This is a genomic window from Mesorhizobium sp. PAMC28654, from assembly GCF_020616515.1.
In the GTDB taxonomy this organism is placed as follows: domain Bacteria; phylum Pseudomonadota; class Alphaproteobacteria; order Rhizobiales; family Rhizobiaceae; genus Mesorhizobium.
Genome location: NZ_CP085135.1, coordinates 5,300,989 through 5,326,927 on the forward strand (window position 1 = coordinate 5,300,989; position 25,939 = coordinate 5,326,927).

A 25,939-nucleotide genomic window follows, 5' to 3' on the forward strand; every position below is an offset into this window, starting at 1 on the left:
GGTCAGGTGAAGGAGCGCACCAGGCTTCCGACGAGCAGGTTCCAGCCGTCGATCAGGACGAAGAACAAGATCTTGAAGGGCAGCGATACGACCGTTGGCGGCAACATCATCATGCCCATGGCCATCGTGATGGTGGCGACGATGAGATCGATGACCAGAAACGGCAAGACGATCAGGAAGCCTATCTCGAAACCGCGCCGGATCTCGGAGATCATGAAGGCGGGCACGAGGATGCGAAGATCGACGGTTTCCTTGGCGACGACCTGGCCGCGTTCACGCGCGAGATCGGCGAAAAGGTCGAAATCCTTGTCGCGCACATTGTGCAGCATGAAGGTGCGGAACGGGTCCGATATCTTCTCGAACGCTTCGGTCTGGCTGATCTGGTTGTCCATCAGCGGCTTGACGCCGGTGTTCCAGGCCTGATCGAAGGTCGGCGCCATGACATAGAAGGTCATGAACAGCGACAGCGAGATGAGGATCAGGTTGGCCGGCGTCGACTGCAGGCCGATGCCGGCACGCAGGATCGAGAAGGCAATGACGAAGCGGGTGAAGCTCGTCACCATGATGAGCAGGCCCGGCGCCACTGACAGCACGGTGAGCAGGCCGAACATCTGGATGATATAGCCGACCGTGGTGCCATCGGCCTTGCCGATGCCGCCGAAGTCCAGTTGCTGGGCGCCGGCGACGGAGGTGGCGGCGACGATGAGTGCGGTGGCGACGATGAGTTTTCTCATTCGAGCAGCAATGTCCTGATGAGAACCTGTTTGACGTGACCGCCGCCGCGGATCGCGGCGCGTTCCTCGAGGTCGGCCTTCAGATGCTGATAGCCGCTGGCGCCTTCGATCTGATGCATCTTCAAGGTGCGCACGTAGGCCATGAGATCCTGCTGGATCTGCTCGGCAAGCGCGGGCGGCTGTGGCGCGTCATAAACCACGGAGACCTCGAGCCGTATCCACATGTCGGCCGGCGAGGCCAGGTTCGTGGTGATCGGGGCAAGCGCGACAAGCGTCGATGCGGCAGCCGCGCCATGCGCGCCGCCACCTTCGGGTTTCGCGCCTTCGGTGTGCTTGGCTTCGGTCGCGGTGGCCGGAGGCACGACATCCGGGCCCTGGGCCGCCTTGAGGTAGTCTCCCGACATCCAGCCCATGCCGATGGCGGCGACCGTCACCGCCATGAGCATGGCGATCTGGATGACAAGGGAAGGACCCTTGCCGGGCTGAACCTGTTCGACATTGGCCATGGCGATTTCTCCGGGCCTAGAACGGCAGGACCTGGTCGAGAATCTGCTGACCGTAGGCAGGTTGCTGGACCTCGGTGATGCGGCCGCGCCCGCCATAGGAGATGCGCGCTTCGGCGATGCGTTCGTAGGGGATCGTGTTCTCCGCGCCGATGTCGGCTGGCCGCACGATGCCGGCGATGGTCAGCACCCTGAGTTCGGCGTTGACGCGCACTTCCTGCGAGCCCTTGATCATCAGATTGCCATTCGGCAGGACGTCGATGACGATGGCGGCGACATTGAGTTCAAGCGTTTCCGATCGCTTGATCTCGCCGTCGGCGGTCGTGTCCGTGCCGGAGCTCAGAGCGCCAGAACCCTTGCCGGCGGTGCTCAGCTTGTCCCATTGCGCGCTGATGTCGAAGCCGAGCTTGCGGTTGGCGGTGCGGCTCCTGTCGTTCTGGTTCTTGAAATTGGCCCTGTCGTTGATCTTGATCTTGACGGTCAGGATGTCGCCCTGCGACAGCGCGCGCGGATCGGTGAACAGCCGGCTCTGGCGGTCGTCCCACAGCGAGAATTTCTTGACTGGCGGCGCGGGCGACTGTGGATAGCGGTAGAGCGAGCCGGTTGTGCCGTCGGCGATGCCGGAGCCGACCGGCGACAGCGACGGTTCCCGGCCGACCTCCCTGAGATCGGTACCGCAGCCCGACAGCATGGTCACAGCAAGCAGGATGAACGTTTTGCGGATCATGACGGATCTACCCTTCGGGCTGCGCTGGCCATGATGCCGGTGAGCGTGGCCGCCGCCTTCTGGTCCATTTCGTTGAGGATGACTCCCGCCTTGCGCGAATCGAGCTTCATCAGGATGGCTGCCGCGAGGTCGGCATTGACGATAGCCAGGCGTTCGGCCGCGGCATCGGGCTTCATGTCGGCATAGATCTTGACGATGCCGTCCTGGGCGCGGGCCAGGAAGACCTCGCGCCGTTTCAGCCATGTCTCGTATTCGGCCCGCTTCTCCTCCAGCGCCTTCATGCGCTGGTCTATGCCTGTCTGCAGCTGTTTCAGCTCCTCGGCCTGCAGGGCATAGCGGCGATCGCGCGCGGCGTCGGCGATGTTGGAACAGAAGCGCTGGATTTCGCTTTCGTCCGGCTTGGCCTCGCGGGCCAGCTGCCGCGACGCCTCGGCTGGCTGAGCTCCGGGCAGCACCTGGCGAACCGTGTCGTCGCCGCGTGCGGGACCACCCACTGAAAGTGCCGCTGCAAGCACCGGCGCGGCGAGGGCCAGCCAGGGAATGCGGCGACTGTGCTTGTGAGGGAGGGAGGGGGTCATCGGCGTCGCCTATTGGAGAACCAGGTCGGCCTGCAGCGCGCCGGCCGATTTGATGCCTTGGAGGATGGCGATGATGCCGTCCGGCTTGACACCGAGACGATTGAGGCCGGACACGAGCGTCTCGAGATCGGGCCCGTCAAGCACGGCGATGCGTGCGTCGGGCCTGGAGGCATCGATGGCGGTGAACGGCTCGACGGCGGTCTGGCCTTTCGAGAAAGGCTCGGGCTGGACGACGCGCGGCGCTTCTGTGATGCGCACGGTCAGCGTGCCATGGCTGATGGCAACCCGCGAGATCTTGACATCATTGCCGATGACGATGGTGCCGGTGCGTTCGTCGATGACGACACGGGCCGGCCCGTCGGCCTCGACCACCAGGTTTTCGATCTCGGCATAGAAGCGCGCCGCCGAAACATTCTTCGGCCGCCTGATCTGCACCGTGCGCGCGTCGCGCTCCGCGGCCACGCGCATGCCGAAGCGTTGGCTGGTGTAGTCGTTGACAGCGTCGGCGATGCGCACGGCGGTCGAGAAATCGGGATTGCGAAGCTGCAGGGTGAGCGTCGCCTGGTCGTCGAACTCAGCCTTCACGGCGCGCTCGACGATGGCGCCGTTCGGCACGCGGCCGGCCGTCGGCACGCCCTGTGTCAATTGCTGGGCCTGGCCCTGCGCGGTGAAGCCCGAAACGATGACCGAGCCCTGGCCCACGGCGTAGATCTCGCCGTCGGCGGCTTTCAGAGGCGTCATGATCAGCGTGCCGCCGGCGAGCGACGTGGCATCGCCCATCGAGGACACGTCGATGTCTATACGGGCGCCCGACTGGACGTATGGCGGCATGTTGGCGGTGACGATGACGGCCGCGACGTTCTTGGCGCGGGCGCTGCCACCCTCGGTGGCGATGCCGAGATTCTCGAGCATGGCGCGGATCGACTGTTCGGTGAATGGCGAGTTGCGCAGGCTGTCGCCCGACCCCGCCAGGCCGATCACCAGGCCGTAGCCGACAAGCTGGTTGTCGCGCGAGCTCTGCAACTGCGCGATGTCCTTGATGCGTGAGGCGACCTGGCCGGGCGGAAGCGAACTTGGCCCGGACGAGACGCGGAACATGCGGCTCGTGGTCGCCGGATCGTATTCCGGATCGTTGAACGCGCCGCCATCCCTGGCGGCAAGCTCGCGCTTGGCCTTGGGGGTCAGGCCGTCGGCCAGCGCCGGCTGCAGCCCAAGCAGCGCCGCGAGCGCAAGGACAAATCCACGTTTCATGAGGCGCTGACCCGGATGGTTCCGTCGGCCATGACCGTGCCGGAGAGGATCTTGCCGCTGTCGATGTTGCGAACCTTGACCAGATCGCCGGCGGCGCCCGGCTGCAGCGTCACGGCGGTGGCGGAAATGGTGAGCGTGCCGGCGGTGAAGAAGACCTGGACGGCGGCACCCTGCTCGACCAGCCAGGCCTCGCGGATGGCGCTGGTCGGTATGTAGCGGCCCGGCAGCAATGTACGCTTGGCGACCTTGCCGTCGAGTTGTTGCGCACGGGTCGCGACCGCGTCGGGCTTCTGCCTGCCCGGCATCAGTGTCACCTCTTTCAAGGCGTCGGGTCCTATGGTCTCGCCGGGATAGATGACGCGGTTCGGTATAAGCACGACCTCGCCCGCCGCCTCATTGGCGGCCGGCTTTGCGGCATCCTGGGCAATGGCGGGCATGCTGGCGGTTGCCAGTACGATGGCCAGTGCGACGTTGCGGAGGATGCGGGTCGGCGCGAACATCTTTGTTTACCTGATGTTCTTGGAGACGACGGACGCCATGTCATCGGCCGCCTGGATGACCTTGGAGTTCATCTCATAGGCGCGCTGCGCCGAGATCAACTCGGTGATTTCCTTGACCGGATCGACGTTAGAGGCTTCGAGATAACCCTGCTGGACCGAGGCAAAGCCTGGATCGCCCGGCACGCCGACATTGGCCGGGCCCGAGGCCGCCGTTTCCTGGAAGAGGTTATCGCCGAGCGGCGCGAGGCCCGCTTCATTTGCGAAATTGGCGATCTGAAGCTGACCGAGGGTCTGCAGATTGGTCTGGCCGTCGATGCGCGCGAAGACCTGCCCCGTCTTGTTGACGATCACTTCCACCGCGTCGGTTGGAACGGTGATCGCCGGGATGACGTTGGCGCCATTGGCGGTCACCAACTGCCCGGTGGCGTTGGTGTTGAGGGCGCCGGCGCGGCTGTAGAGCGTGCCGCCATCCGAGCCTTCGATCTGGAACCAGCCGCGGCCGGTGAGTGCAAGGTCGAAACTGTTGCCGGTGCTGGTCAGTTCGCCCTGGGTGTGCACGTTGCGCACCGCGGTCGTCTTCACACCGAGGCCGATCGAAACGCCCTCGGGAACGAGAGACGCATTGGCGCGGTTGGGAACGCCCTGCGTGCGGTCGACCTGGTAGAGCAGATCGGAGAATTCGGCGCGGGCGCGCTTGTAGCCGGTGGTGTTGATGTTGGCGATGTTGTTGGCGATGACTTCCAGGTTGGTCTGCTGGGCATTCATGCCGGTGGCGGCGATGGCGAGTGCTTTCATGATGTCCTCAGATGCCCATGCGGCTGACTTCTAGATACGCGGAGACGACCTTGTCGCGGATGGCGACGGCCGTCTGGAGGGCTTGCTGGGCGCTCATGACGGCGTCGACCACCTGGCGGGTGTCGGCATCGCCCTTCAGCGCCTGCATCGACACCTGCTCGGCATTCTGCAGCGTATTGACTGTCTTCGAAGCCGCCTGGCTGACCGCCTCGGCGAACGTGGTGCCAAGGTTGCCGCCGGCCTGCGATGTGGCGGCGCCCGGAAACAGGCTCGCCCCGTCGGCGCCGTCGGTCGTGGGGTTCAGTTTCAGCGCGCCGATGCCGGTTACGATCATTGGTTCCTCATCAGGTCGATGGTCATGGAAATAAGGTCGCGCGCCTGCTTGATGACCTGAAGGTTAGCCTCGTAGGAGCGGTTGGCCTCGGTCATGTCGGCCATTTCGATCAGCGGGTTGACGTTGGGCATCTTGACGTAGCCCTTGTCGTCGGCGGCCTCGTTGCCCGGCTGGAATTCGACGGGAAAATCCGAGGGATCGCGATCGATCGAACCGACCTGGACGAGCGAACCGCCCGTTGCCTGGTCGAGTTGCGAGACGAAGCTGATGGTCTTGCGGCGATAGGGCTCCGAACCCGGTCCGGTGCCCGTGGACTGCGCATTGGCAAGGTTTTCCGAAACCACGCGCAAGCGTTCCGATTGGACGCCGAGGCCCGATGCCGCGACTTTGAGTGCTGCGGTCAGTGCGTCCATGGTCAGGTCTTTACCGCCATCATCATCATCGAATGGAATGCCTTGACGATCGCGGTGTTGAGCTCGAAGGCGCGGCGGACCTCGCCGGCCTTCATCAGTTCGTTTTCAACGACGACCGTGTTCTTGGATGGCAGGATCACGCCGTTGGGTTCGTCCGGCTTGACCCTGAAGCCTGCATTGGTCGCCTCGCCGCCAAGATGTCCGGCCTCGGTTGCCTGCAGCGACACCGCCGCGCGGTCGAGCACCTTCTCGAAGGGCTCGACATCATTTGCCGTGTAGCCTGGCGTGTTGGCATTGGCGATGTTGCCGGCAATAGCCGACTGGCGCACGGCCAGCCATTGCGACTGCTTGGTGGCAAGATCGAAAAGGGTAACGGGCTCCATGGGAATCTCCGGGGTAGGTGTCCCGAAGACTAGGCCGCCAGTCTTGCGCGGACCTTGCGGAGAGCCTGGCGCCGTCTTCGGCGCCGAGCCGGATTATTTGGAGAGTTCGATCACGTCATTGGTGCTGGTGACCATGACCCATTTGCCATGGCGCTGCTCGATCGATGCGACGCTGCTGGCGTCCGGCAGTCTCGAGCCGCGCTGGACAATCCACAGGCCTGTATCGTCCTCGATCATGGCGCGGCCGTTGGCGACATGGACGAGATGGAATTTTGGATCCGCGGGAAAGGGCTGCTGGTCGATTCCCGGCGCCTGGGCGGGATCCTCGGCTTTGTCGGCTACGGTTGCCGTGGCAAGGAGATCGATATCCATGGCCGGAACGTCCTTCGCGGTGAGCGGCGCGCTTCGTTCGGCCACGACGCCGCCGCCAGTCCGTCCGGAATTGGTGCCGGTGCCGCCGAACTTGATGGCCTGGACGCCGAACTGCTCCTGATTGAAGAAAATGTACCAGGGAAACAGCGCGCAGATCAGGCCGAGCGTTACGCCGAGCGCCGCGATGACGAAATCGCTGCGCCGGTCTGCCTTTTTGCCCAATTTGGGAAACTGCGCCTTTGGGGGTTGCGGCCATTCGGCGGCGGGAAACAGGTCGTCGATAGCCGACTTGCGGTGCTCCTCGGCTTCCTTGGCAGCCTTGTCCGCTTTCGCCCTCTTGGCAGCCTTCGCCTCGACGACGGCATCCTCGGCGGCCTTCGCCGCATCCAGCATCTCGCGCAGGAGGCGTTCGGTGTACTGACGCTCAGTCTCCTGCATCTGCACTCTGCTTTCCCTTGAGATGACGGGCGAGGTCCGAGAACGGATCGGCCGACGGGCGGTCCTTCGGCGACTGGGTCAACGCTTCGTAGATCAGCGGCACCTGACGCACCGCCATGTCCAGTTCCGCGTCAGCACCGCCCTGGTAGGCGCCCAGCAGGCGAATATCGCGCGTATCCTCGAAGCGGGAGATCATCGCCTTCAGCATGGTCACCAGAGCGCGCTGCTCGGCGCTCCAGGCCTTGCCCGCAAGGCGCGATATGGATGACAGGGGATTGACGGGCGGGTAGCGGCCCTGCTCGGCGATCGCCCGGTCAAGCACGACATGGCCGTCGAGGATGCCGCGCACCGAATCGGCGACCGGGTCGTTGTGGTCGTCGCCATCGACCAGCACCGAGATGATGGCGGTGATCGATCCCTTGCCTTCGGCGCCAGGCCCGGCACGCTCGAGCAGCTTGGGCAGTTCCGTGAAAACCGATGCGGGGTAGCCGCGGGCAACCGGCGGCTCGCCGGTCCCTGTCGACACCTCGCGCAGCGCATGGGCGAAGCGGGTGATCGAATCCAGCACCAGCAGCACGCGATGGCCCTGGTCGCGAAAATGCTCGGCGACGCGCATGGCGGTGTCGGGAGCGCGCCGGCGCATCATGGCGCTCTCGTCGCTGGTGGCGACGACGGCGACGGTCTTGGCCATGCTCTCGCCGATCGTGTCCTCGAGGAATTCGCGCACCTCTCTGCCCCGCTCGCCGATCAGCGCGACGACAACGGTGTCGAAGGCGTCGGCCCCGGCAAGCATGGCGAGAAGCGTCGATTTGCCGACGCCGGAGCCGGCGAAGATGCCGAGGCGCTGGCCGAAGCACAGGGGCGTGAAGATATCGATGACCCGCACGCCGGTCATGAATGACGTTCCCACGCGCTGCCGCGACATGGCGCCGGGTGTCGCGCCATTGCCGTCATTGGCGTCGTCGCCCCTGAGCAGGGCCGGGCCGCCGTCGATCGGGCGGGTGAGGGCATCGATGGCGCGCCCGCGCCACGAGACGTGTGGCGTCACGGTGAGCGGACCCCGGCGGAACACGGCGTCGCCGATGCCGGCGTCCGAGCTGCGTTCGAAGGGGGCCACGACGATCTCGTCGCGAGCGATCTTGACGACTTCGCCACGGCGCGTACCGGCATGGCCGCGGTGCTCAACAAGGTCGCCGAGCCTGGCGACTTCGGAGAGGCCGCGCACCTTGTAGTGCGTCGAGGAGACCTCGGTGACCAGGCCGCCACGCTTCAGCAGCGCTTGCCCATCGCCGAAACGGTTCAGCATCCGTTCCAGCACGGCAAGCCGGTTTTCCGGTTCCGAGTGCTTCTCAGGCGCACGCATCATGGGCTGGGTGGACGACATCCGCTACTTGGATCCAAGCGTCTTGATCGCCTCGTCGGCGGACGAATCGTTCTGGCGCAGCAGGGCCGCCGTGTTCTCAAAGGCGCGCTGGACCGAGATCAGCCGGGTCATTTCCATGATCGGGTTGACGTTGGACTCCTCCACGAAACCCTGGGCAACACCGATGTCGGACCGGTCGGTGACCGGCTCGGGCGTCCTTGCGGGGACGATGCCGGAATTGCCGTAGCGGACGAAATTCTGGCCCGGGTCGAATTCGTAAAGGCCGATGGAGCCGACGAGCTGGTCGTTCTGGCGCAGCGAGCCGTCCGCTCCGGCCGTGGGCGGACCGTTGCGGGTCGAGTTGGATCGGCGCTCCGCCGGCATCGAGCACCGGATGACCCTCGATCGACATCAGTTCGCCATTTTCGTTCATCGAAAAACGTCCGTCGCGGGTCATGACGGTGCCGACCGGTGTTTCGATCGCGAACCAGGCGTCGCCCTGGATGGCGAAGTCGAACGGATTGCCTGTTTCGGTTATCGAACCGTGCGCGCCCGAAAGGTAGGTCTTCCCCGAGGACGCGAAAGAAACGGATTTGGACCCGGTGCCGCTCACCACGTCCTCGAACTTCACGCCGGTGGCGCGAAAGCCGATGGTCGAGGCATTGGCGACATTGTCGGCAATCGTGTCGAGGCGGCGTTCAAGCGCGATCTGCGCTGAAAGGGCCACATAAAGGCTATCCCGCATGATCGCTCAGGACCTCAGCTTCAGCATGGCCATCATCAGGTCGGTCGAGATGCCGACAGAGGTCGGTTGCGCGAAGAGCACGCTGACCGATGTCACGGCTGGAGAGGTTGGATTGTTGATCTCCCACATGCTGGTGAAGCGCGTCAGGAACTTGCCGAGCTTCGTCGGGTCAGTGAAGTCCGTGAGGTTGAGCTTCTGTCCGAACAGTTGAGCCTGCTTGTCGACGTCGGCCGTGGCGAAGGAATCGGGTAGGCCGAGCGCGGTGCGCACGACGCTGGCAAGTGCGGTGTCCGCCAACACGCTGTACCAGTTGGTTATGGTGGGCGCCTTGCGCTGGAAATAGAGGGCCAGCCGCACACCCTGGTTGGTGTTGCCGGCATCCTCTTCCAGCGTTTGGCGCAGGTATTTGTCGACGGTCGACTGCTGTGCCGGATTGTTGGTGGTGGCGGTCTCGCCGTACTGCTCGAAGTTGAAAGCGGCTGCGAGTCCGGCATAGGCCTTGTTGGTCAGCTTGTTGGCGACGCTGTTGGGATCGCGGATGCCGCCGGCCAGGACGCTCTGGATGAGATCGCGTTTCTCCGTCGCCGGGTTGAGCCCATAGGCGGACAGTGCATAGTTGTACAGCCGGCTGTCGGCCATAAGGTCGTCGACGGATTTCACCTTGGTGATGTTGGCAAGGTAATAGGCGGTCTCTGACTGGATATAGGCCGCGTTCGGCTTGATGAAGCCAAGCGCCGACTCGGTGGTATAGATCTTCAGCGTATCTTTCTGCACCTTGTCGCGCGCGGTCGTCTGTTGGCCATATTGGGCAAAGTTGAAGGCCGTCACAAAAGTGGCGTATCTTTTGTCGGTCGGCTTGTTTGCAGGGCTATTGGGATCGCTGACGCCGCCTGTCAGCATGGCGCGGACTTGCTGTGGTGTTTCGGTTGCCGCATCCAATCCGTACGAGGCCATGGCGAAGGTAAGCAAACGCTTGTCCGCCATGAGATCGTCGATCGATTTCACCTTGGAGATGTTGGCCGCATAGTAGTCGGCTTCCCCCTTGATGTACTGAGCGCTCGGCTTGACCAGCACCAGTCCGGTTCCGGTCGCGTATCCCGCCGGAACCGCCTTCTGGACCGCATCGCGCGAGGTTGCCTGGTCGCCATACTGGACGAAGTCGAAGGCCGAGACGAAGGCCGCGTATTTCTTGTCGGGCAGTTGGTTGGCGGGACTGTTGGGATCGGTCACTCCACCTTCGAGCATCGCCCTGACGCGTGCAGGCGGTTCGGTTTTCGCATCAAGCCCGAATGCAGCCATCGCGTAGGTCAGCAGGCGGTTGTCGCCCATCAGGTCGTCGATCGATTTCACCTTGGAGACGTTGGTCACGTAGTATGACGTCTCGGTCTGGTAGTAGCTGAACCCGGGCTGCGAAGCACCGATATTGACCTGGAGCGCGTAGTTCGTGGCAACGCCCTGCTGGGCTGGATTGTAGCTTGTGGCGGCGCTTCCCCTGGCTGCGAAATTGAAGGCCGACACAAAGTCGGCATAACGCTTGTCGGTCAGCTTGTTGGCAAAGCTGTTGGGATCGGAGACGCCTTCCTTCAGTGCCTTGACCATGAAGGCCTTGGCGTAGTCCATATCCTCCAGCCCGTAGGCCTTCATGGCATATTTGAACAACCGATCGTTGTTGACGAACTCGTCGATTGATTTGACCTTGGTGATGTTGTCCAAATAATATTTGGTGTCGCGATCGACCACAGGCTGCTTGCTGATCTGGCTGATCGACTTGTTAATGTCTTTTGCTATGAGCTGGTAGCTGGTAAAAGTATTGAGCAAGGACGTGCCTCCGGCAGAAGCTAATCCATGAAGGATAGCCTCACTTCCTTGCGCGAAGCTGAATCGCCGGGCGTCTGGGTGCGGCACATCCAGCACCCGGCAATGCGTGGGATTCAAGCCCCGCACAAGGCACGCGGACTATCCATGAGCGCAAGATTAATGCGGAAGGACCGTTCGTGGGCATTCTGATCGGACTTGTGGTGACGCTCGGCTGCGTCCTTGGTGGCTTCATGGCCATGGGCGGGCATCTGCAGGTGCTTGTCCAGCCCTGGGAAGCCGTGGTGATCTGCGGTGCGGCGCTCGGCACCTTCCTGGTCGCCAACCCGATGAAGACGGTCAAGGATACCGGCAAGGCTATCCTCGAGGCGTTCAAGCAGGCGGTGCCGAAGGAGCAGGACTATCTCGAAACGCTCGGCGTCCTGCACAGCCTGATGCGCGAACTGCGCTCAAAGTCGCGCAGCGAGGTTGAGGCGCATATCGACAATCCCGAGGAATCGGCGATCTTCCAGGCGTTCCCGACCGTGCTCAAGAACCACGATCTCACGCATTTCATTTGCGACTACTGCCGCATCATCATCATCGGCAATGCGCGCTCGCATGAGATCGAGGCGCTGATGGACGAGGAAATCCACACCATCAAGTCTGACAAGATGAAAGCCTATCACGCCCTGGTGGCGGTGGGTGACGGCCTGCCGGCGCTCGGCATCGTGGCCGCCGTGCTCGGTGTGGTCAAGGCGATGGGCGCGCTCGACCAGTCGCCTGAAATCCTCGGCGGCCTCATCGGCGCCGCCCTTGTCGGAACCTTCCTCGGCATCTTCCTGTCCTACGCCGTGGTCGGACCGGTCGCCACCAAGGTCAAGACGGTGCGCGAGAAGAAGAACCGCCTCTACATCATCGTCAAGCAGACACTGCTGGCCTACATGAACGGCGCACTGCCGCAGGTTGCGATCGAATTCGGCCGCAAGACAATCTCATCCTATGAGCGGCCGACGATCGACGCCGTCGAGCAGAGCACGATGAATACCGGCGCCGCCGACAAGAAGGCCGCCTGATCCATGCGCGACGACACAAAAGGCCGCGCCGCATCATGACGAACCCGGATAGTGCGGCGCAAATCCGCTCCCTCGTCATCGAGCGTCTGGTCGGCGACAGTGGCGAGGCCGCGCAGGTCATCGGCGCCGGCCGCACGATGGCTGAGAATGCGGTGCCGTTGCTGCAAAAGCGCTTGGCCAGTGAACTCGGGGCTCCAGTCATCGTCGATCTGCGGGCAGTAGAGGTCAGCCGCGTCACTGACGCCCGCGAGCATGTCGGCGAGACTTTCGCCATGACCGTGGTCGCGTCGCCGGCGTCCTCCGACACGATGACCCTGGTGATCGACGCTCCGGCAATCGCCGTCATGGTCTGCGCGCTGTTCGGCGGCGACCCGGACCTGCCGGTTTCGCCGATCGAACGGCCGTTGTCGCAGATCGAGACCGATGTCTCGACCCTGGTGTTCCAGGAGGTGGCGCAGGCCTTGAACAATGCCGGCCGACATTCACTTGAACTGCGCCTGCCGCTGCCTCGCGCGATGTCGGGCATGGAAGCGAAGCGGTATGTGCTGCGCGACGGCGCGGCGGTCCGCATCGTCCTCGGCATCTCCACGCCAACCGATACCGGTACGGTCGCGGTGATGATCCCGCAACGCATCCTGCTGGGCACCCATGCGGGCACCGATAGCCCGGCGACGAATTCCGACTGGCGCGCGCGTTTCTCCGAAGAGGTGATGCGTTCGACCGTGGCGCTCGAGGCAACCATGCCGCTGGCGCGGCTGACGCTTGGCGACCTCGCCAATTTCGAACCCGGCCAGGTCATCGAATTCGAGGAAACGGCGCAGTCGCGGGCGCGGCTCAGCGCGCGCAACAAGACGCTGTTCGTTTGCGAGTTCGGCAAGCTGGGACAGAATTACACCGTCCGCATCAAGCATCCCTACGATGCCGGACAGGACTTTATCGACGGGCTGGTGCGGGGCTGACGCCCGGCAAGCCCGTGCTTTTGGAGACGATCGATGGCCAAGACCAAGGTAGAAGCCGAACCCGACCAGCCGGACGAGCAGCTCAACCGCGCCATAGAAGAATTGCGCGGTGTTCTCCAGGAAGAAGAGAAGCGCCCGGATGCAAAGGCGCCCGGCGCCAATTCGAACATCATCATGAACATCCCCGTCGATGTGCAGATCATCCTCGGCAGCACGGAGATGCCGGTGTCCGATCTGATGGCGCTGCAGAAGGGTTCGACAGTGGCGCTCAACCGCCGAATCGGCGAACCTGTCGACGTGGTGGTCAATGGCCGCAAGATCGCGCGCGGCGAGATCACGGTGCTGGAGAGCGATCCGTCGCGCTTCGGGATCAGGCTGACCGAAATCATCGCCGGGGCGAAGGGCGCATAGGCATGGACAACGGGCGTTGCCAGGGGAACCTGAGGCATAGGGCATGACGACGCTGGCAACGTTGACGCGCGCGCAGAAGGCCGCCGCCATCCTGGTGGCGATGGGCAAGCCGTCGGCCAGCCGCTTGTTGAAATTCTTCAAGCAGGAGGAACTGAAGGCGCTCATCGAGGGCGCCCGGCTGTTGCGCACGATTCCGCAGAGCGACCTCGAACGCATCGTCGCCGAGTTCGAAGCCGAATTCACCGAGGGCGCCGGCCTGCTCGATTCCGCCGACCGGATGGACACCATCCTCAATGAATCGCTGTCGCCGGAAGAGATGAGCGCCATCATGGGCGACAAGCGGTTCGAGGTCGCGCCGGAAGGACCGCCGCCAATCTGGCCCGATCTTGAAAAGCTGGAGCCGGCGCGGCTTGGCGCATTCCTGGCCGGCGAGCATCAGCAGACCTCGGCCATGGTGTTGTCGAAACTGTCGCCGCAGGCAGCCGCGAACGTGCTGCTGACAATGACAAAGCCGATGCGCGGCGAGATCATCAAGCGCATGGTGACGATGGCGACCATTCCCGAGGCCGCCGCCAAGATTGTCGAGAACCGGTTGCGGACCAGCGTGCTGACGGAAACCTCGACCAAGGACACATCGGCCGGTCAGGCGCGTGTCGCCAGCATGCTCAACGAGATGGACAAGCCGCAGCTCGAGGAAATGATGCAGGATCTGGAGGCGGCCGGCACGCCTGACCTCGACGGGGTCAGGGCGCGGCTGTTCGCCTTCGAGGATATTCCCCAACTCACTCAGAAAGCCCGGGTGTTGGTGTTCGATGGACTGTCGACCGAACTGGTCACGCTGGCCTTGCGCGGCACGCAGGCGGGGCTGGCCGAATCCGTGCTGTCGGCGATCGGCGCGCGGTCGCGGCGCATGATCGAATCCGAACTCGGCATGGGATCGGAAGGGATCGCCGCCGCCGACATCGCGGCCGCTCGCAAGACGATCGCCACGACGACGATCCGCCTTTCGCGCGAAGGGGCTTTCGAGCTGCCCTCGACCCAGAACGCCGCGGCCTGACGCCGCGCGGCTAGGGCACGATGTCTGACGCGACCGACAAGGACTCGAAAACCGAAGAGGCGACGGAAAAGAAGATCCGCGACACGGTCGAGCAGGGCAAGCTGCCGCATTCGCGCGAAATCCCCATTCTCGCCTCCTTTGTCGCCATCCTCGTCTTCACGGTCTTCTACGCCAAGGATGCCATCATCGACCTCGGCATGTTCCTGTCGATGTTCCTGGAGAAGCCGGAAGCCTGGCCGATGGACACCGAGAGCGATGTCATCGCACTCTACAAGATCGTGCTCATGGAGATCGGCCGCGCCGTCGTCAGCCTGCTCGCGCTGCTCATGGTTGCCGGCATCGGCGCTTCGGTGTTCCAGAACATGCCGCAATTCGTCGGCGAGCGGATCAGGCCCCAGATGTCGCGCATCTCGATAGCCAAGGGCTGGAGCCGGATGTTCGGGGCCCAGGGCTGGGTCGAGTTCCTGAAGTCGCTGGGCAAGGTTGGCCTCGCCATCACCGTGCTCGTCTTCACGCTGTCGGAAGATCATCGCAAGCTGCTCGCCGGCATGATCACCAACCCCATTGCCTTCGGCCTCGTCATCCGGGGTATCGCGGTCGACATCCTGGTGGCGATCGTGTTCGTCATCGGCCTGATCGCCGCGATCGACCTCGTCTGGTCGCGCTTCCATTGGAAGCAGGAGCTGCGGATGAGTAAGCAGGAAGTCAAGGACGAGATGAAGCAGTCCGAAGGCGATCCGGTCGTCAAGTCGCGGCTGCGGTCGCTGGCGCGCGATCGCGCGCGCAAACGCATGATGACGGCGGTGCCGCGCGCGACGCTGATCATCGCCAATCCGACGCACTTCTCGATCGCCTTGAAATATGTGCGCGAAGAGGATTCGGCGCCGCTGGTGCTGGCCAAGGGGCAGGACCTGATGGCGCTCAAGATCCGCGAGATCGCCAAGGAAAACAACATCCCGATCTTCGAGGACGTGGCGCTCGCCCGCTCCATGTACAAGCAAGTTTCGGTGGATAGTGTGATCCCGTCACAATTCTATCAAGCCGTCGCCGAACTGGTGCGGATCGTCTACTCGAAGAAAGCTGAGCGCAGACCGACCTCATGAACCGGCAACCGCATGCAAACTCCCGCGAGATCATCGTCGCCAACGCCATCGAACAGGTGGTGGGTGAACTGCGGCTGATCGATGTCGCCGACTATATCGCCTTCATCCGGCTGGAGCATTTCGCCTGCCTGTCGGACCTGGTGGATTCGGCGGCGGAGCTGTACTTCCACGCGGGTACGCTCAGGCTTGGTCATGGCGGCGAGGCCCATGTCGACTGGAGCGGCAGCCCGCGCATCGTGCTCGATCTGGAACTCAGGCCACCCGGCGCCACCGTCTATTTCCAGCTGACGCTGAGCGAACACGGCGCCTCGGTCGTGGTCAACTACGTGTCTTTCGAGAAGCCGAGCGAGGATCCAGAGGACAATACGGCCTTGCTGGCGGCGGTCATCGAGCAGGCCCGCATTCGAAAAGCCGAGCCGCTGGCCTATCGCTGAGAACCCAGGCCCCCGCGCATCCATGGGGCTGGCCTTGGGCGACAAGCGTCGTTCAACCAATACCGCTATTCAATGAGGCCCAGCCGGAGCGCCTTGGCCACGGCCTGGTTCCGGTTGACCGCGTTGAGCTTCTGGGTGGACTGGGTCAAGTACTGGTTGGCGGTATGGACCGAGAGCTTCAGCAGCCGTGCGATCTCCTCGCTGGTGTTGCCGTTGGCGGTCAGCTTCAGGCATTCGAGTTCGCGCTTGGAGATCGACCGCACCCTGCCGACGTCGCCTGGACGGATGCGGGCAACCGCGGAAAACAGCGAAAAACAGCGCGCGTGAATTTCGTAGAGCATGTCCTGCCGCAAGGCGATTTCCGAGCCCAGGAAGACGACCAGGCCGCACTGGCCACGATCCGCATGGACGGGAAAGGCGATACCGCTGGTGCCTGGCGCGAGCGGAGACATCTGCTCCGTCCAGGAAAGATTGCGGAACACATCGGCCGAGCCGGTCAAGCCGTCATCCGTCCACCAGCGCGGTTCGGTCGACATGCCGGTGTGGCGGACGATCTCCTCGCCATTGGCGCCCGAGATGAATTTCGTCGTGACCGCAACGCCGGGATAGTCCGAATCGAGGCATGGCACGAGACGTGCGCGCTCGGGTGAAGGACTGACGAAGAACAGCCCGAATGCCGAAGCGTTGATGTCGACGGAGATCCAGCGGCACCGGCGCACGGCATCCGGAATCGTGACGGCATGATGCGGTTCGGAACCCGGCGGGAGCGCGTCAAAGAGGTTCTGTTCGGTGGACGGGGCTTCGGCTCCGTGCCTGACGTCAGCATGTTTCAAATGATGCCGCTCCTGATTGCCGTCGCAATGGCCATGGCGCGGTTGCTGGCCGCGAATTTCTGGATGGCGTGGGTGATGTAGCTGTTGACGGTGTTCGACGAGACGCCAAGGATGACCGCCACTTCATCGGTGGTCTTGCCTTCGGAGACCCAGAACAGACATTCGCGTTCGCGGTCGGACAGCGGGTCCTGCATGGCGGCGGCCGCGATCAGCTGCGGAATGTGCGAGAGCGCGTAGCAGCATTTCAACTGCGCCTTCATCAGCGCCGGCCGGTCGATCCTGCCGGCCTCGGAGGCCGAAAACAGCGCGAACAGACGCTGGCGGCCGACATTCAGCCGCAGCGAATAGATTTCCGCGTGGCCGAGCACGTCGAGAAGACGCGCCTCCTCGCCGCTGACCAGGCCACCTGTATCAGGTGCCCGGGCAGCCACGAACGGTGTCGGCTGGATGCCGGGCGCCGCGGTGAGCATGCCTTGGGCAAGCCCTGCGATCAGCCTTTTGCCGATCAGCTCGATGGCGTCGAAGATCCAGTTGGAAGAAACGATGCGCGCGTCGTTGCGGTCCTGGTCATGGACGATGGCGACGAGCATGTAGCTGTCGGCGCCGATGTCGGCGGCAAGCTGCATGAAAAAGCTGGTGAGGTCGCCGCGCGACGCCAGGCGCGAGCCTGATGGGTCGGACTGAAGAAGGGCGGCGGGGCTGCTCATTTCAATGCTTTTGGCCGGAATCGATTCTGATGTCCGGATGCTGGCGTCACCAGCGGCCGAACTTGAACACGCGTTACTTTCACGAAGACACAACTCAAGGCGCGGAGCCGCACCCAATCGGACCGAATCCTTTCAGGGAACGCGAACCTGTCCGCGTCTGGTGCCGGAAAACTCCGGAACGTGAGACTTTGGGTGGTCGCCGCGCCCCCCGGCGGAACGGCTGATTCGGGTCTAATCTAACCCCAGTTGAATCCGACATCAAACACGAATTGACAGAATCGAATCTCATGGACTCGCGCCGACTCGGGAAGGCAGATTTCAAGGGCCCGACGCGTTGCTGTCACGAGACAATCAATCCTGCCGCGGACGTGCCGTGTCGTCAGCTTATCGGTTGCGATAGAGCGTCGCGCCGCCATTTTAAGGTGCAGGGACGCGCTTCAAGACTTTTGAAATTGCCTGTTGTGCTGTCCGAAATCGATTCCGGTTTGCGCGTCGGTGCTATAGGTTCCGGCCGCCGCAGCGGCGGGGAATCGTTGCGGTTTGCATGGTTTGGGGCGAGATCGGCCGCGTTGAGGCGCGGCCATCGGCAGGGGGTTTGACGATGAGTGATTCATTTCGCGAGGTTACATCCGTCTCGTGGTTCGGGCGGATCAAGCGTGCGGTCGGCGGTCTGTTCGTGGGGCTGCTGCTGATCGTGCTGATGGTGGCCGGTCTGTTCTGGAACGAGGGGCGCGCGGTGCAGACGGCGCGCTCGCTGGCGGAGGGCGCCGACGCCGTTGTCTCGGTCGATGCCAGCAGCGTCGATGCAGCCAATGACGGCAGGCTGGTCCACGCCACTGGCACCGTGACGGCAAGCAGCGGCCTTTCCGATCCGGATTTCGGCATCTCGGCGCAAGGGCTGCGGCTGTCGCGCGGCGTCGAGATGTACCAGTGGAAGGAGGAGCAGAAATCCGAGACCACCACCAAGCTCGGGGGCGGCGAGGAAACCGTGACCACCTACAGCTATTCGAAGGGGTGGGACGACCAGCCGATCGCGTCCTCGGGATTCAAAAAGCCGGACGGCCATGAAAATCCGCCGATGCAGATCAGGGGCAGGCAGTTCCAGATTCCGGTGGGCAAACTTGGCGCCTTCATGCTCGATCAGCCCGTGCTGGACCGGATCGAAGGCGATGAGGCGTTCGCGCTTTCGCCGGACCAGGCGGCTGCCATCGGCGGCGCGTATTCGGGAAACAAGCGGGTCAACGTCGTCGACGGCAAGATCTATCTCGGCGCCGACACCACGTCGCCGGCGATCGGCGACTATCGCATCGGGTACGATCTGGCGCCGCTCGGCGTGGTCAGCGTCATCGCGCGCCAGAGCGGCGGCCAGTTCGCGCCCTACCAGACGGCGGCCGGCGACCCGTTGCTGATGGTGGACATGGGTGCCGTGCCGGCACAGAAGATGTTCGCCGACGCGGTCAGCGAAACACGCTGATCACCTGGCTGCTGCGCGCCGCCGGCCTGTTGCTGCTGACGATCGGCTTCGCCATGTTCCTCAGCCCGATCGGCGTGATCCTCGACGTCATCCCGTTCCTGGGCAGCGTCGCGCGGATGGGAACCGGGATCATCGCCTTCTTCCTGGCGATCCTGGTTGGCACCACGACGATCGCCATCGCCTGGTTCTGGTATCGCCCGGTGCTGGCGGCAGGCATCCTGGCAGCCGGTGTGATCGCGGCGGCGGCCGTCTACTATCTCGGCCGCTCCCGCAAGGCAGCAGAGCCGATGTCCATGCCGAGCCCCAGCGCCGCGACCTGACCTGACCCTTTTTCTCTATACGTTGGTCCGAAGTACGGGCTCTACCGATCCTCGAAACCGGTGAGCACGCCGACGGCGTTGATGCCGATCTCCTCGACGGCATAGCCGCCTTCCTGGACGAACAGCGTCGGCAGGCCGAGCTTGGCGATGCGGCGGCCGATCTTGGGGTAGTCGGGGCTCTTCAGCTTGAACTGGCTGATCGGGTCCTTCTCGAACGTATCGACACCGAGCGAGACAACGACGACATCCGGCGCATAGGCGGCAAGCTTGGCGCAGGCATCTTCCAGCGAGGCGTTCCAGGTGTCCCAGGTTGTGCCGAAGGGCATCGGGTAGTTGATGTTGAAGCCTTCGCCCGCGCCGGCGCCGCGTTCGTCGGCATGGCCGAGGAAGAACGGATATTCGACCATCGGGTCGCCGTGCAGGTTGATGACCTGGACGTCGGCGCGCTCGTAAAAGATTTCCTGCGTGCCGTTGCCATGGTGGTAGTCGACGTCGAGGATGGAGACACGGCTGGCACCCTGGTCGCGAAACCATTGCGCGGCGACGGCGGCGTTGTTGATGTAGCAATAGCCGCCCATGAAGCCGGCTCCGGCATGGTGGCCGGGCGGGCGGCACAGCGCGAAAGCGGATGTCTCGCCGCCCTTGACCAGTCCGGCGGCGGTCAACGCCACGTCGTAGGAGGATTTGATCGCGGCCCAGGTGCCCTCGACGAAGGTGGCGCCGCCATCGAAGGAATAGTAGCCGAGCAGGGCATCGATACGCTTTGGCGGCACGTCGCCGCGCAGGCCACGCGTCGGCCAGGTGAAGGGCATTGCCGACCCCTTGAAGCCGGCCTCTACCCACTGCGGCCAGACGGTCGGCAGGAAGTCTATATAGTCGGCCTTGTGGATACGCTTGGCGGCGGCAAGATCATGCTCGACCGGTGCGATGATCGGGCCCAGCTTCTCGCTTTCGACGCGTGCCTTGATGAACTCCGCCCGCGAGGGCTTTTCGAAACCCGGCACGATGGCCGCGGTAACAAGTTCCATTTGGCCGGCATGTCCAGCATGAAGCGGCGAATAGACAGTCTTCATAAAATTCCTCTCGAAGTGCGAAATTAGTCAAGATTGAGATAGGGGCTCACCAGGGCGAGCCACATGGTTTCCACATCGTCCTCGATGAGGTCGAAGGTCCTGCGATCTTTCTTCAGTCCCACAAGCCGGCAGACGTGCCCGACCTCCATCATCACCACGCCGAGCCGGCTGGCGATCTTGTCTTCAAGAGCCGGGTTCACATGCCGCAGCCATGCGGCGTAGAGGGCAATGATCTGGTCGTCATATTCGTTCTGGATCGGCCTGAGGTCGGCGTTGCCGGATATAGCCTCGATCACCGGCATCAGGCTGGCGTTTTCGAGATAGAGCCTGGAGGTGTCGATGAAGAGCTTGCGCACTTCGTGCCGAAACTCTTCGCGGTTGGTGGGCGGGGCGACCTTGATGCGCTTCGCGATCACCTCGGGAAAGGAAGACAGCCAGCGCCGGGCGAGGTCCAGAAGAATGGCTTCCTTGTTGGGAAAGTATTGGTAGAGCGAACCGACCGACAAGCCCGCGCGCTGCGCAATGGCGAGCGTCGTTGGTGTCCTGGTTCCTTGTTCCCGCGTCAAGATCAGCGCCGCGTCGAGAATCCTGTCGACCACCTTGCTTGACCGTTGTTGCCGCGGCTGCTTGCGCGGTTCGAGCGCTATCCTGGTTTTGCGGTCGAGACTGCGCTTCACTGCTTGATGTCCTCGTTCCCCGCCTGGTCCCAACACAAGCGCAGGGTGCTGCCCACAATACATTCTAAATTCCGCATGTTGACAAACGCGAATGATTAGTCGCATTCTTTATCCACGCTGTCTTCAGGGATAACAAGGGGAATTTAGAAGACAGCACACTGGATCAATCTTTGTCCCATGGCGTCATTCCAGAGGAGTGGCAGGTCGTTGGAGACAGGGTTGCCGGTCTTAGTCAGTCGTCAAAAGCGCGGAGTCGCGATGTCTGTCACGGGTGCGGGTCACTATGCGGATCTGATCGTCATCAATGGTCACGTCCTGACCATGGACGATGACAATCCCGCCACCGAGGCCGTTGCCGTCAAGGACGGCGCCATCATCGCCGTCGGTAGCCGCGCCGCCATCGAAGAGCTCAAGGGACCGGCCACCAAGGTCATCGACGCCAAGGGCGGTTCGGTGGTCCCGGGCTTCATCGAAGCCCACATGCATCTGTTTTCGGGCGCGGCCGAGCTTGCCCATCTTCAGCTTGCTGGTGTTCATGGCTTCGAGGCGCTGCAAAAGGCTATCAGCGACTATGCGCCAACGCGGCCGGATGCGAAAATGCTGGTCGGGCAGGGTGTCGACTATACCGTGCTTGGCGACGAGCGGGTGACGCGCCACCATCTCGACCAGATTCTGCCGGACCGGCCTTTCGTCATGGCCGCTCCTGATCATCACACAATGTGGGCCAACACCAAGGCGCTGGAAATGGCCGGCATTCTGCATGGCCGCACGCTTGGTCCGGGCAACGAGATCGTCATGGGTGACGATGGCCTGGCCGCTGGCGAACTGCGCGAGGGCGAAGCCTTCGGCCCGGTGCTCGATCTTGCCGGCGAAAGCCGGGTGCGGCTGGGGCTGTCGACTGGTGGCGAGCCGGACCCAATGCCGACGCCGGCGGAGCGCGCCGCCGACCGGGACATCATGCGGCGCGGCCTCGCCTGGTGCGCGCGCCACGGCATCACCTCGATCCAGAATATGGATGGCAATCTCTATCAGCTCGAATTGCTGGCCGAGATCGAAGCCGAGGAAGGCTTGTCCTGCCGCGTCCAGATACCGTTCCACTACAAGAATTTCATGACGCTCGACATGCTGGAGAAGGCATCCGAGATGGCCAAGCGCTACGACAGCGAATGGCTGTCGGGCATGGTCAAGGTGTTCTACGACGGCGTGCTGGATTCCTGGACAGCCGTCATGGTCGAGCCCTATGCGGACCGCCCGGACTGGGTGGGCGAGCCGCTGTTCACGCCGCAGCAGTTCATCCACCTGGCCGTTGCCATCGACAAGCGGGGGCTCCAGATCGCCGTGCACTCGATCGGCGACGGCGCCGTACGCGCTGTCCTCGACGGTTATGAGGCCGCGCAAAAGGCCAATGGCAAGCGCGACAGCCGGCACCGGGTCGAGCATATCGAAGTCACCACGACCGCCGATGTGCCGCGTTTCGCCGAGCTCGGCGTCATCGCGTCGATGCAGCCGCCGCACCCGCCAGGCGCCATGGACTTTCCGCTGGAGCCGACCGTGTCGCGCATCGGGCCGGCGCGCTGGCCGCTGAGCTATGCCTGGCGGACGCTGAAGGATGCCGGCGCGCATGTCGTCTTTGCTTCGGACTGGCCGGTGTCGCCGATCGATCCGATCCTGGGCATCCAGGCGGCGGTGCTGCGCAAGCCATGGGCGCAGAGCGATCCGGACCAGAGTTTCTCGGTCCGTGAGTCGTTGGCGGCCTATACCGTTGAGGGCGCCTATGCCGAATTCGCCGAGCATCGCAAGGGCGCGCTGAGGCCGGGATACATGGCCGATCTGGTGGTGCTGTCGGCCGACATCGAGGCAATCGACCCCGAGATGATTCATCATGTGCGATCGCAGATCACGATCTGTGGCGGCAAAGTCACCCATCAGGCTTGATGGCGCTGGGGGCTTGCTTTCTCGATTGGGATCGGCTGAGGTGGTCGGGCTGACCAGCTTTCGGGAACAATCAAACAACAATCAGACCTGCCCCCAACGGCAGGCTAAACAATGGGGTAATCGTGCCGGATCAACCGGGTAAGAATGCAATTGAAGTTCGTGGCGTCCGCAAGGTGTTCGGCACCGGCGAGGCGCAAGTGGCGGCTCTCGACACGGTTTCGGTGTCGATCCGCGAAAACGAGTTCTTCACGCTGCTCGGACCTTCCGGGTGTGGAAAGACGACTCTGCTCAGGCTGATCGCCGGCTTCGACTTTCCAAGTGCCGGCGAAATCCTGCTCCATGGTCAGGACATCGCCGTGCTGCCGCCATTCAAGCGGCCGGTCAACACCGTTTTCCAGTCCTACGCGCTGTTCCCGCACATGACGGTGGCCGAGAATATCGGCTTCGGTCTGGAGATGCTGGGCAAGCCGAAGGCCGAGATCAAGGCGCGCGTCGCCGAGATGCTGAAGCTGGTCAAGATGGAAGCGCTGGCGGCTCGCCGCACCAGCCAGATCTCCGGCGGCCAGCAGCAGCGCGTGGCGCTGGCCCGGGCGCTGGCGCCGCAGCCGAAAGTGCTGCTGCTCGACGAACCGTTGTCGGCGCTCGACTACAAGCTGCGCAAGGACATGCAGATCGAGCTGAAGCGGCTGCAGAACGAGACCGGCATCACCTTCATCTTCGTCACCCATGACCAGGAAGAAGCGCTGACGATGTCGGACCGCATCGCGGTGATGTCGTCGGGCAAGATCCTGCAGGTCGGCTCGCCGCGCGACATCTACGACCGGCCGGCCGAGCGGTTCGTCGCCGACTTCATCGGTGAATCGAACTTCCTCAAGGCCGATGTGGTGGGCGTGTCCGCTGGCAAGGCGACGGTGAAGCTGTCATCGGGCGTGGAAATCCCGGCCACGCTGCCGGATGGCTTTACCCCGGACGGCAAGGTCACCATCGTGGTGCGCCCCGAACATTCGCAGTTGAGCGCGACCAGTTCCAGCGCCTCGCTTTCCGGCACGGTCGAGAACGTGGTCTATCTGGGCACGGACACCCATTTCCATCTTCGCCTTGATGATGGCGAACCCTTCATCGTGCGGCGGCAAAACAGCCGCGGCGTCGGCGACGGGATCGTGCAGGGCGGCAAGGTCGGCATCCTCATCGGTGGCGACGCCGCCCAGGTCCTGAAGGATTGATGATGGCGACTGCGGAAGAAGTCGCCAAAGCGGCGGAGCGGCGGGACATTCGTGACCGCTGGTTCCTGTCGGCGCCGGCGCTGTTGATCATTTTCTTGGCGGCGACCGGCCCGCTGCTGATCGTGCTGGTCTATTCGTTCCTGACGCCCGGCGCCTATGGCGACGTGAAGTGGCAATTCTCGCCCGACGCCTGGACATCGGTGCTGCTGGAACGCGATATTTTCGACGATACGCTTTCGCTCGCGGCGGCGCACGTCACCATCTTCCTGCGCTCGATCAAGCTTGCCGTCGTGACGACGATCGCCACTTTGGCGCTTGGGTTCCCGACCGCCTATTTCATGGCGACGCGCAGCGAAAAGACCAGGGATCTCTGGCTGTTCCTGATCACCATTCCGTTCTGGACGAACCTGCTGATCCGCACCTTCGCGGTGCTGCAGATCATCCGCAACGAAGGCATCATCAACACGATCCTGCTCAAGCTCGGCATCATCTCGGCGCCGATCCAGATCCTCTACACCGACACGGCGATCCTCATCGGCATGGCCTATGTCTATCTGCCGCTGATGGTGCTGCCGATCTACGCCAGCATGGAGAAGCTCGATTTCCGGCTGGTGGAAGCGGGCTATGATCTCTACGCGACGCGCTTCAAGGTGCTGCGCAAGATCATCTTCCCGCTGGTCAAACCTGGCGTCATCGCGGGTTCCATCCTTGTCTTCATTCCCGCACTTGGCGCCTATGTGACGCCGAGCGTGCTGGGCGGTGGCAAGAACATGATGCTGTCCAACCTGATCGAATTGCAGTTCGGCCAAGGCCGTAACTGGCCACTGGGTTCAGCGCTGTCGATCACCGTCATGCTGATCGTCATGGTGGCGCTGCTTGCCTATGTGCGCAATGCCGGAAAGTCGGGGGTGCGTCATGGCTAGCAACTTCTCCATCAAGCATCAGCCGGGATTCACCGCGATCGCGGCGACCTGTTTCGTGGTGCTCTATCTGCCGATACTCGTGCTGGTCGTTTACGCCTTCAACGCGGCAAGCTCGACGTCCGAATGGGGCGGGTTTTCGCTCAGATGGTTCCAGTCGGCATGGCAGAATACGCAGGTCATCGACGCGACGCTGCGCTCCTTCCAGATCGGCGCCATCGCCGCGACGCTTGCCACGATCTGCGCCACCATGGCCGCGCTCGCCACCACGCGCACCGCTTCCTATCCCGGCCTCACCTTCAAATACGCGGCGATCAACCAGCCGCTGATGGTGCCCGAGATCGTCACCGGCGTGGCGCTGCTGATCTTCTTCTCGCGCATCAAGATCTTCACCGGCTATTCCGGCCTCGGCTATCTGATCGCCGCGCACACGGCGTTCTGCATTCCCTTCGCCTATCTGCCGATCCGGGCGCGGCTGGAGAATATGGACCTGACGCTGGAACGCGCCGCCGCCGATCTCTACGCGACGCCGTGGAAGACCTTCCGGCGCATCACGCTGCCGCTTTTGTGGCCGGGCATCCTTGCCGGGCTGATGCTGGCCTTCGTCATCTCGCTTGATGATGTGGTCATCACCGAGTTCGTCAAGTCCGGCGGCCAGGATACGCTGCCGACCTACATGCTCGGCCAGATACGCCGCGGCATAACACCCGAGATCAACGCGATATCGACCGCCTTCCTGCTGCTTTCGGTCGCGATCGTCACGTTGTTTTTCATCATCAGCAGGAAACGAGACTGAACCGACAATGG

Annotated in this window: 27 protein-coding genes and 2 pseudogenes; 11 read left to right on the forward strand and 18 right to left on the reverse strand. The window is 63.2% G+C overall.

What is annotated here, in order from left to right; genetic code table 11:
• Positions 1-2: 2 nt before the first annotated feature.
• The 14 genes and pseudogenes from fliP to LGH82_RS26095 all read right to left on the reverse strand — a co-directional run bounded on the left by fliP (position 3) and on the right by LGH82_RS26095 (position 10,954).
• A complete protein-coding gene (gene fliP, locus LGH82_RS26030) occupies positions 3-734 on the reverse strand; it encodes a flagellar type III secretion system pore protein FliP (RefSeq protein WP_227345475.1) in 732 nt (243 codons plus the stop codon).
• Positions 731-1,240 carry a flagellar basal body-associated FliL family protein gene (locus tag LGH82_RS26035; protein WP_227345476.1) on the reverse strand — a complete coding sequence of 170 codons (510 nt, stop codon included), beginning with the start codon at positions 1,238-1,240 and terminating at the stop codon, positions 731-733. Before LGH82_RS26035 ends, fliP begins: the two co-directional genes overlap by 4 nt.
• Before the next feature lie 16 nt (positions 1,241-1,256).
• Positions 1,257-1,964 (reverse strand): flagellar basal body L-ring protein FlgH, encoded by a 708-nt coding sequence (gene flgH, locus LGH82_RS26040; RefSeq protein WP_227345477.1) that lies wholly within the window; start codon positions 1,962-1,964, stop codon positions 1,257-1,259.
• The gene (locus LGH82_RS26045; RefSeq protein ID WP_227345478.1) at positions 1,961-2,542 is read right to left on the reverse strand and encodes a MotE family protein; all 582 of its coding nucleotides are present in this window, start codon (positions 2,540-2,542) and stop codon (positions 1,961-1,963) included. Before LGH82_RS26045 ends, flgH begins: the two co-directional genes overlap by 4 nt.
• A gap of 9 nt (positions 2,543-2,551) precedes the next feature.
• Positions 2,552-3,793: a flagellar basal body P-ring protein FlgI gene (locus LGH82_RS26050; protein ID WP_413771392.1), complete on the reverse strand. Its 1,242-nt coding sequence runs from the start codon at positions 3,791-3,793 to the stop codon at positions 2,552-2,554.
• Positions 3,790-4,293, reverse strand: a complete 504-nt coding sequence (flgA, locus tag LGH82_RS26055; protein ID WP_227345479.1) for a flagellar basal body P-ring formation chaperone FlgA — start codon at positions 4,291-4,293, stop codon at positions 3,790-3,792. The genes LGH82_RS26050 and flgA overlap by 4 nt, the downstream gene beginning before the upstream one ends.
• A 6-nt stretch (positions 4,294-4,299) precedes the next feature.
• Positions 4,300-5,088 (reverse strand): flagellar basal-body rod protein FlgG, encoded by a 789-nt coding sequence (gene flgG, locus LGH82_RS26060; protein WP_227345480.1) that lies wholly within the window; start codon positions 5,086-5,088, stop codon positions 4,300-4,302.
• Between the two features lie 7 nt (positions 5,089-5,095).
• On the reverse strand, positions 5,096-5,422 hold the full coding sequence (locus LGH82_RS26065; RefSeq protein WP_227345481.1) for a flagellar hook-basal body complex protein FliE: 327 nt from the start codon (positions 5,420-5,422) through the stop codon (positions 5,096-5,098).
• On the reverse strand, positions 5,419-5,835 hold the full coding sequence (gene flgC / locus LGH82_RS26070) for a flagellar basal body rod protein FlgC (protein WP_227345482.1): 417 nt from the start codon (positions 5,833-5,835) through the stop codon (positions 5,419-5,421). Before flgC ends, LGH82_RS26065 begins: the two co-directional genes overlap by 4 nt.
• A gap of 2 nt (positions 5,836-5,837) precedes the next feature.
• Positions 5,838-6,218 carry a flagellar basal body rod protein FlgB gene (flgB, locus tag LGH82_RS26075; protein WP_227345483.1) on the reverse strand — a complete coding sequence of 127 codons (381 nt, stop codon included), beginning with the start codon at positions 6,216-6,218 and terminating at the stop codon, positions 5,838-5,840.
• A 93-nt stretch (positions 6,219-6,311) separates the two neighbouring features.
• Positions 6,312-7,028, reverse strand: a complete 717-nt coding sequence (locus LGH82_RS26080; protein WP_413771393.1) for a hypothetical protein — start codon at positions 7,026-7,028, stop codon at positions 6,312-6,314.
• Positions 7,015-8,412, reverse strand: coding sequence for a flagellar protein export ATPase FliI (gene fliI / locus LGH82_RS26085; protein WP_227345485.1), 1,398 nt, complete (start codon positions 8,410-8,412; stop codon positions 7,015-7,017). The genes LGH82_RS26080 and fliI overlap by 14 nt, the downstream gene beginning before the upstream one ends.
• Before the next feature lie 3 nt (positions 8,413-8,415).
• A pseudogene (gene flgF / locus LGH82_RS26090) lies at positions 8,416-9,136 on the reverse strand (flagellar basal-body rod protein FlgF).
• A 6-nt stretch (positions 9,137-9,142) separates the two neighbouring features.
• A complete protein-coding gene (locus tag LGH82_RS26095) occupies positions 9,143-10,954 on the reverse strand; it encodes a DUF1217 domain-containing protein (protein WP_227345486.1) in 1,812 nt (603 codons plus the stop codon).
• Between the two features lie 176 nt (positions 10,955-11,130).
• On the opposite strand from LGH82_RS26095, the gene motA reads away from it, so the two are divergent.
• From motA to LGH82_RS26125, 6 genes are read left to right on the forward strand one after another with little or no spacing between them, the layout of a single operon-like run.
• Entirely contained in the window at positions 11,131-12,006 is an 876-nt protein-coding gene (gene motA / locus LGH82_RS26100; protein WP_227345487.1) for a flagellar motor stator protein MotA, read from the forward strand.
• 35 nt (positions 12,007-12,041) lie between these two features.
• Positions 12,042-12,965, forward strand: coding sequence for a FliM/FliN family flagellar motor switch protein (locus LGH82_RS26105; RefSeq protein WP_227345488.1), 924 nt, complete (start codon positions 12,042-12,044; stop codon positions 12,963-12,965).
• 33 nt (positions 12,966-12,998) lie between these two features.
• The gene (gene fliN, locus LGH82_RS26110; RefSeq protein WP_227345489.1) at positions 12,999-13,376 is read left to right on the forward strand and encodes a flagellar motor switch protein FliN; all 378 of its coding nucleotides are present in this window, start codon (positions 12,999-13,001) and stop codon (positions 13,374-13,376) included.
• Positions 13,377-13,419: 43 nt separating this feature from the next.
• Positions 13,420-14,433, forward strand: coding sequence for a flagellar motor switch protein FliG (locus LGH82_RS26115; RefSeq protein WP_227345490.1), 1,014 nt, complete (start codon positions 13,420-13,422; stop codon positions 14,431-14,433).
• Between the two features lie 20 nt (positions 14,434-14,453).
• The gene (gene flhB, locus LGH82_RS26120) at positions 14,454-15,536 is read left to right on the forward strand and encodes a flagellar biosynthesis protein FlhB (RefSeq protein WP_227345491.1); all 1,083 of its coding nucleotides are present in this window, start codon (positions 14,454-14,456) and stop codon (positions 15,534-15,536) included.
• A complete protein-coding gene (locus LGH82_RS26125; protein ID WP_227345492.1) occupies positions 15,533-15,970 on the forward strand; it encodes a hypothetical protein in 438 nt (145 codons plus the stop codon). The genes flhB and LGH82_RS26125 overlap by 4 nt, the downstream gene beginning before the upstream one ends.
• Before the next feature lie 65 nt (positions 15,971-16,035).
• Here the strand turns inward: LGH82_RS26125 and LGH82_RS26130 are convergent, their stop codons facing one another.
• Both LGH82_RS26130 and LGH82_RS26135 read right to left on the reverse strand, forming a co-directional pair.
• Positions 16,036-16,803, reverse strand: a complete 768-nt coding sequence (locus LGH82_RS26130) for a helix-turn-helix transcriptional regulator (RefSeq protein ID WP_227345493.1) — start codon at positions 16,801-16,803, stop codon at positions 16,036-16,038.
• Positions 16,800-17,510: a helix-turn-helix transcriptional regulator gene (locus LGH82_RS26135; protein WP_227345494.1), complete on the reverse strand. Its 711-nt coding sequence runs from the start codon at positions 17,508-17,510 to the stop codon at positions 16,800-16,802. Before LGH82_RS26135 ends, LGH82_RS26130 begins: the two co-directional genes overlap by 4 nt.
• Positions 17,511-18,432: 922 nt before the next feature.
• On the opposite strand from LGH82_RS26135, the pseudogene LGH82_RS26140 reads away from it, so the two are divergent.
• Positions 18,433-19,304: pseudogene (locus LGH82_RS26140) on the forward strand (TMEM43 family protein).
• A 41-nt stretch (positions 19,305-19,345) separates the two neighbouring features.
• Here LGH82_RS26140 and LGH82_RS26145 read toward each other — a convergent pair.
• Positions 19,346-20,377 (reverse strand): histone deacetylase family protein, encoded by a 1,032-nt coding sequence (locus tag LGH82_RS26145; RefSeq protein WP_227345495.1) that lies wholly within the window; start codon positions 20,375-20,377, stop codon positions 19,346-19,348.
• Positions 20,378-20,400: 23 nt separating this feature from the next.
• Complete coding sequence (locus LGH82_RS26150) at positions 20,401-21,054, reverse strand: TetR/AcrR family transcriptional regulator (protein ID WP_227345496.1); 654 nt, start codon at positions 21,052-21,054, stop codon at positions 20,401-20,403.
• 258 nt (positions 21,055-21,312) lie between these two features.
• On the opposite strand from LGH82_RS26150, the gene LGH82_RS26155 reads away from it, so the two are divergent.
• The 4 genes from LGH82_RS26155 (at position 21,313) to LGH82_RS26170 (ending at position 25,928) form a co-directional block, all read left to right on the forward strand.
• Positions 21,313-22,989: an amidohydrolase gene (locus LGH82_RS26155; RefSeq protein ID WP_227345497.1), complete on the forward strand. Its 1,677-nt coding sequence runs from the start codon at positions 21,313-21,315 to the stop codon at positions 22,987-22,989.
• A 122-nt stretch (positions 22,990-23,111) separates the two neighbouring features.
• The gene (locus LGH82_RS26160) at positions 23,112-24,212 is read left to right on the forward strand and encodes an ABC transporter ATP-binding protein (RefSeq protein WP_227345498.1); all 1,101 of its coding nucleotides are present in this window, start codon (positions 23,112-23,114) and stop codon (positions 24,210-24,212) included.
• A 2-nt stretch (positions 24,213-24,214) separates the two neighbouring features.
• The gene (locus LGH82_RS26165) at positions 24,215-25,135 is read left to right on the forward strand and encodes an ABC transporter permease (protein WP_227345499.1); all 921 of its coding nucleotides are present in this window, start codon (positions 24,215-24,217) and stop codon (positions 25,133-25,135) included.
• Positions 25,128-25,928: an ABC transporter permease gene (locus tag LGH82_RS26170; protein ID WP_227345500.1), complete on the forward strand. Its 801-nt coding sequence runs from the start codon at positions 25,128-25,130 to the stop codon at positions 25,926-25,928. The genes LGH82_RS26165 and LGH82_RS26170 overlap by 8 nt, the downstream gene beginning before the upstream one ends.
• Positions 25,929-25,939 lie beyond the last annotated feature (11 nt).

Coding starts and splice junctions, on each gene's coding strand:
- fliP (WP_227345475.1), bottom strand. CDS start 734: ATGAGAAAACTCATCGTCGCCACCGCACTCATCGTCGCCGCCACCTCC.
- LGH82_RS26035 (WP_227345476.1), bottom strand. CDS start 1,240: ATGGCCAATGTCGAACAGGTTCAGCCCGGCAAGGGTCCTTCCCTTGTC.
- flgH (WP_227345477.1), bottom strand. CDS start 1,964: ATGATCCGCAAAACGTTCATCCTGCTTGCTGTGACCATGCTGTCGGGC.
- LGH82_RS26045 (WP_227345478.1), bottom strand. CDS start 2,542: ATGACCCCCTCCCTCCCTCACAAGCACAGTCGCCGCATTCCCTGGCTG.
- LGH82_RS26050 (WP_413771392.1), bottom strand. CDS start 3,793: ATGAAACGTGGATTTGTCCTTGCGCTCGCGGCGCTGCTTGGGCTGCAG.
- flgA (WP_227345479.1), bottom strand. CDS start 4,293: ATGTTCGCGCCGACCCGCATCCTCCGCAACGTCGCACTGGCCATCGTA.
- flgG (WP_227345480.1), bottom strand. CDS start 5,088: ATGAAAGCACTCGCCATCGCCGCCACCGGCATGAATGCCCAGCAGACC.
- LGH82_RS26065 (WP_227345481.1), bottom strand. CDS start 5,422: ATGATCGTAACCGGCATCGGCGCGCTGAAACTGAACCCCACGACCGAC.
- flgC (WP_227345482.1), bottom strand. CDS start 5,835: ATGGACGCACTGACCGCAGCACTCAAAGTCGCGGCATCGGGCCTCGGC.
- flgB (WP_227345483.1), bottom strand. CDS start 6,218: ATGGAGCCCGTTACCCTTTTCGATCTTGCCACCAAGCAGTCGCAATGG.
- LGH82_RS26080 (WP_413771393.1), bottom strand. CDS start 7,028: ATGCAGGAGACTGAGCGTCAGTACACCGAACGCCTCCTGCGCGAGATG.
- fliI (WP_227345485.1), bottom strand. CDS start 8,412: ATGTCGTCCACCCAGCCCATGATGCGTGCGCCTGAGAAGCACTCGGAA.
- LGH82_RS26105 (WP_227345488.1), top strand. CDS start 12,042: ATGACGAACCCGGATAGTGCGGCGCAAATCCGCTCCCTCGTCATCGAG.
- fliN (WP_227345489.1), top strand. CDS start 12,999: ATGGCCAAGACCAAGGTAGAAGCCGAACCCGACCAGCCGGACGAGCAG.
- LGH82_RS26115 (WP_227345490.1), top strand. CDS start 13,420: ATGACGACGCTGGCAACGTTGACGCGCGCGCAGAAGGCCGCCGCCATC.
- flhB (WP_227345491.1), top strand. CDS start 14,454: ATGTCTGACGCGACCGACAAGGACTCGAAAACCGAAGAGGCGACGGAA.
- LGH82_RS26125 (WP_227345492.1), top strand. CDS start 15,533: ATGAACCGGCAACCGCATGCAAACTCCCGCGAGATCATCGTCGCCAAC.
- LGH82_RS26135 (WP_227345494.1), bottom strand. CDS start 17,510: ATGAGCAGCCCCGCCGCCCTTCTTCAGTCCGACCCATCAGGCTCGCGC.
- LGH82_RS26145 (WP_227345495.1), bottom strand. CDS start 20,377: ATGAAGACTGTCTATTCGCCGCTTCATGCTGGACATGCCGGCCAAATG.
- LGH82_RS26155 (WP_227345497.1), top strand. CDS start 21,313: ATGTCTGTCACGGGTGCGGGTCACTATGCGGATCTGATCGTCATCAAT.
- LGH82_RS26165 (WP_227345499.1), top strand. CDS start 24,215: ATGGCGACTGCGGAAGAAGTCGCCAAAGCGGCGGAGCGGCGGGACATT.
- LGH82_RS26170 (WP_227345500.1), top strand. CDS start 25,128: ATGGCTAGCAACTTCTCCATCAAGCATCAGCCGGGATTCACCGCGATC.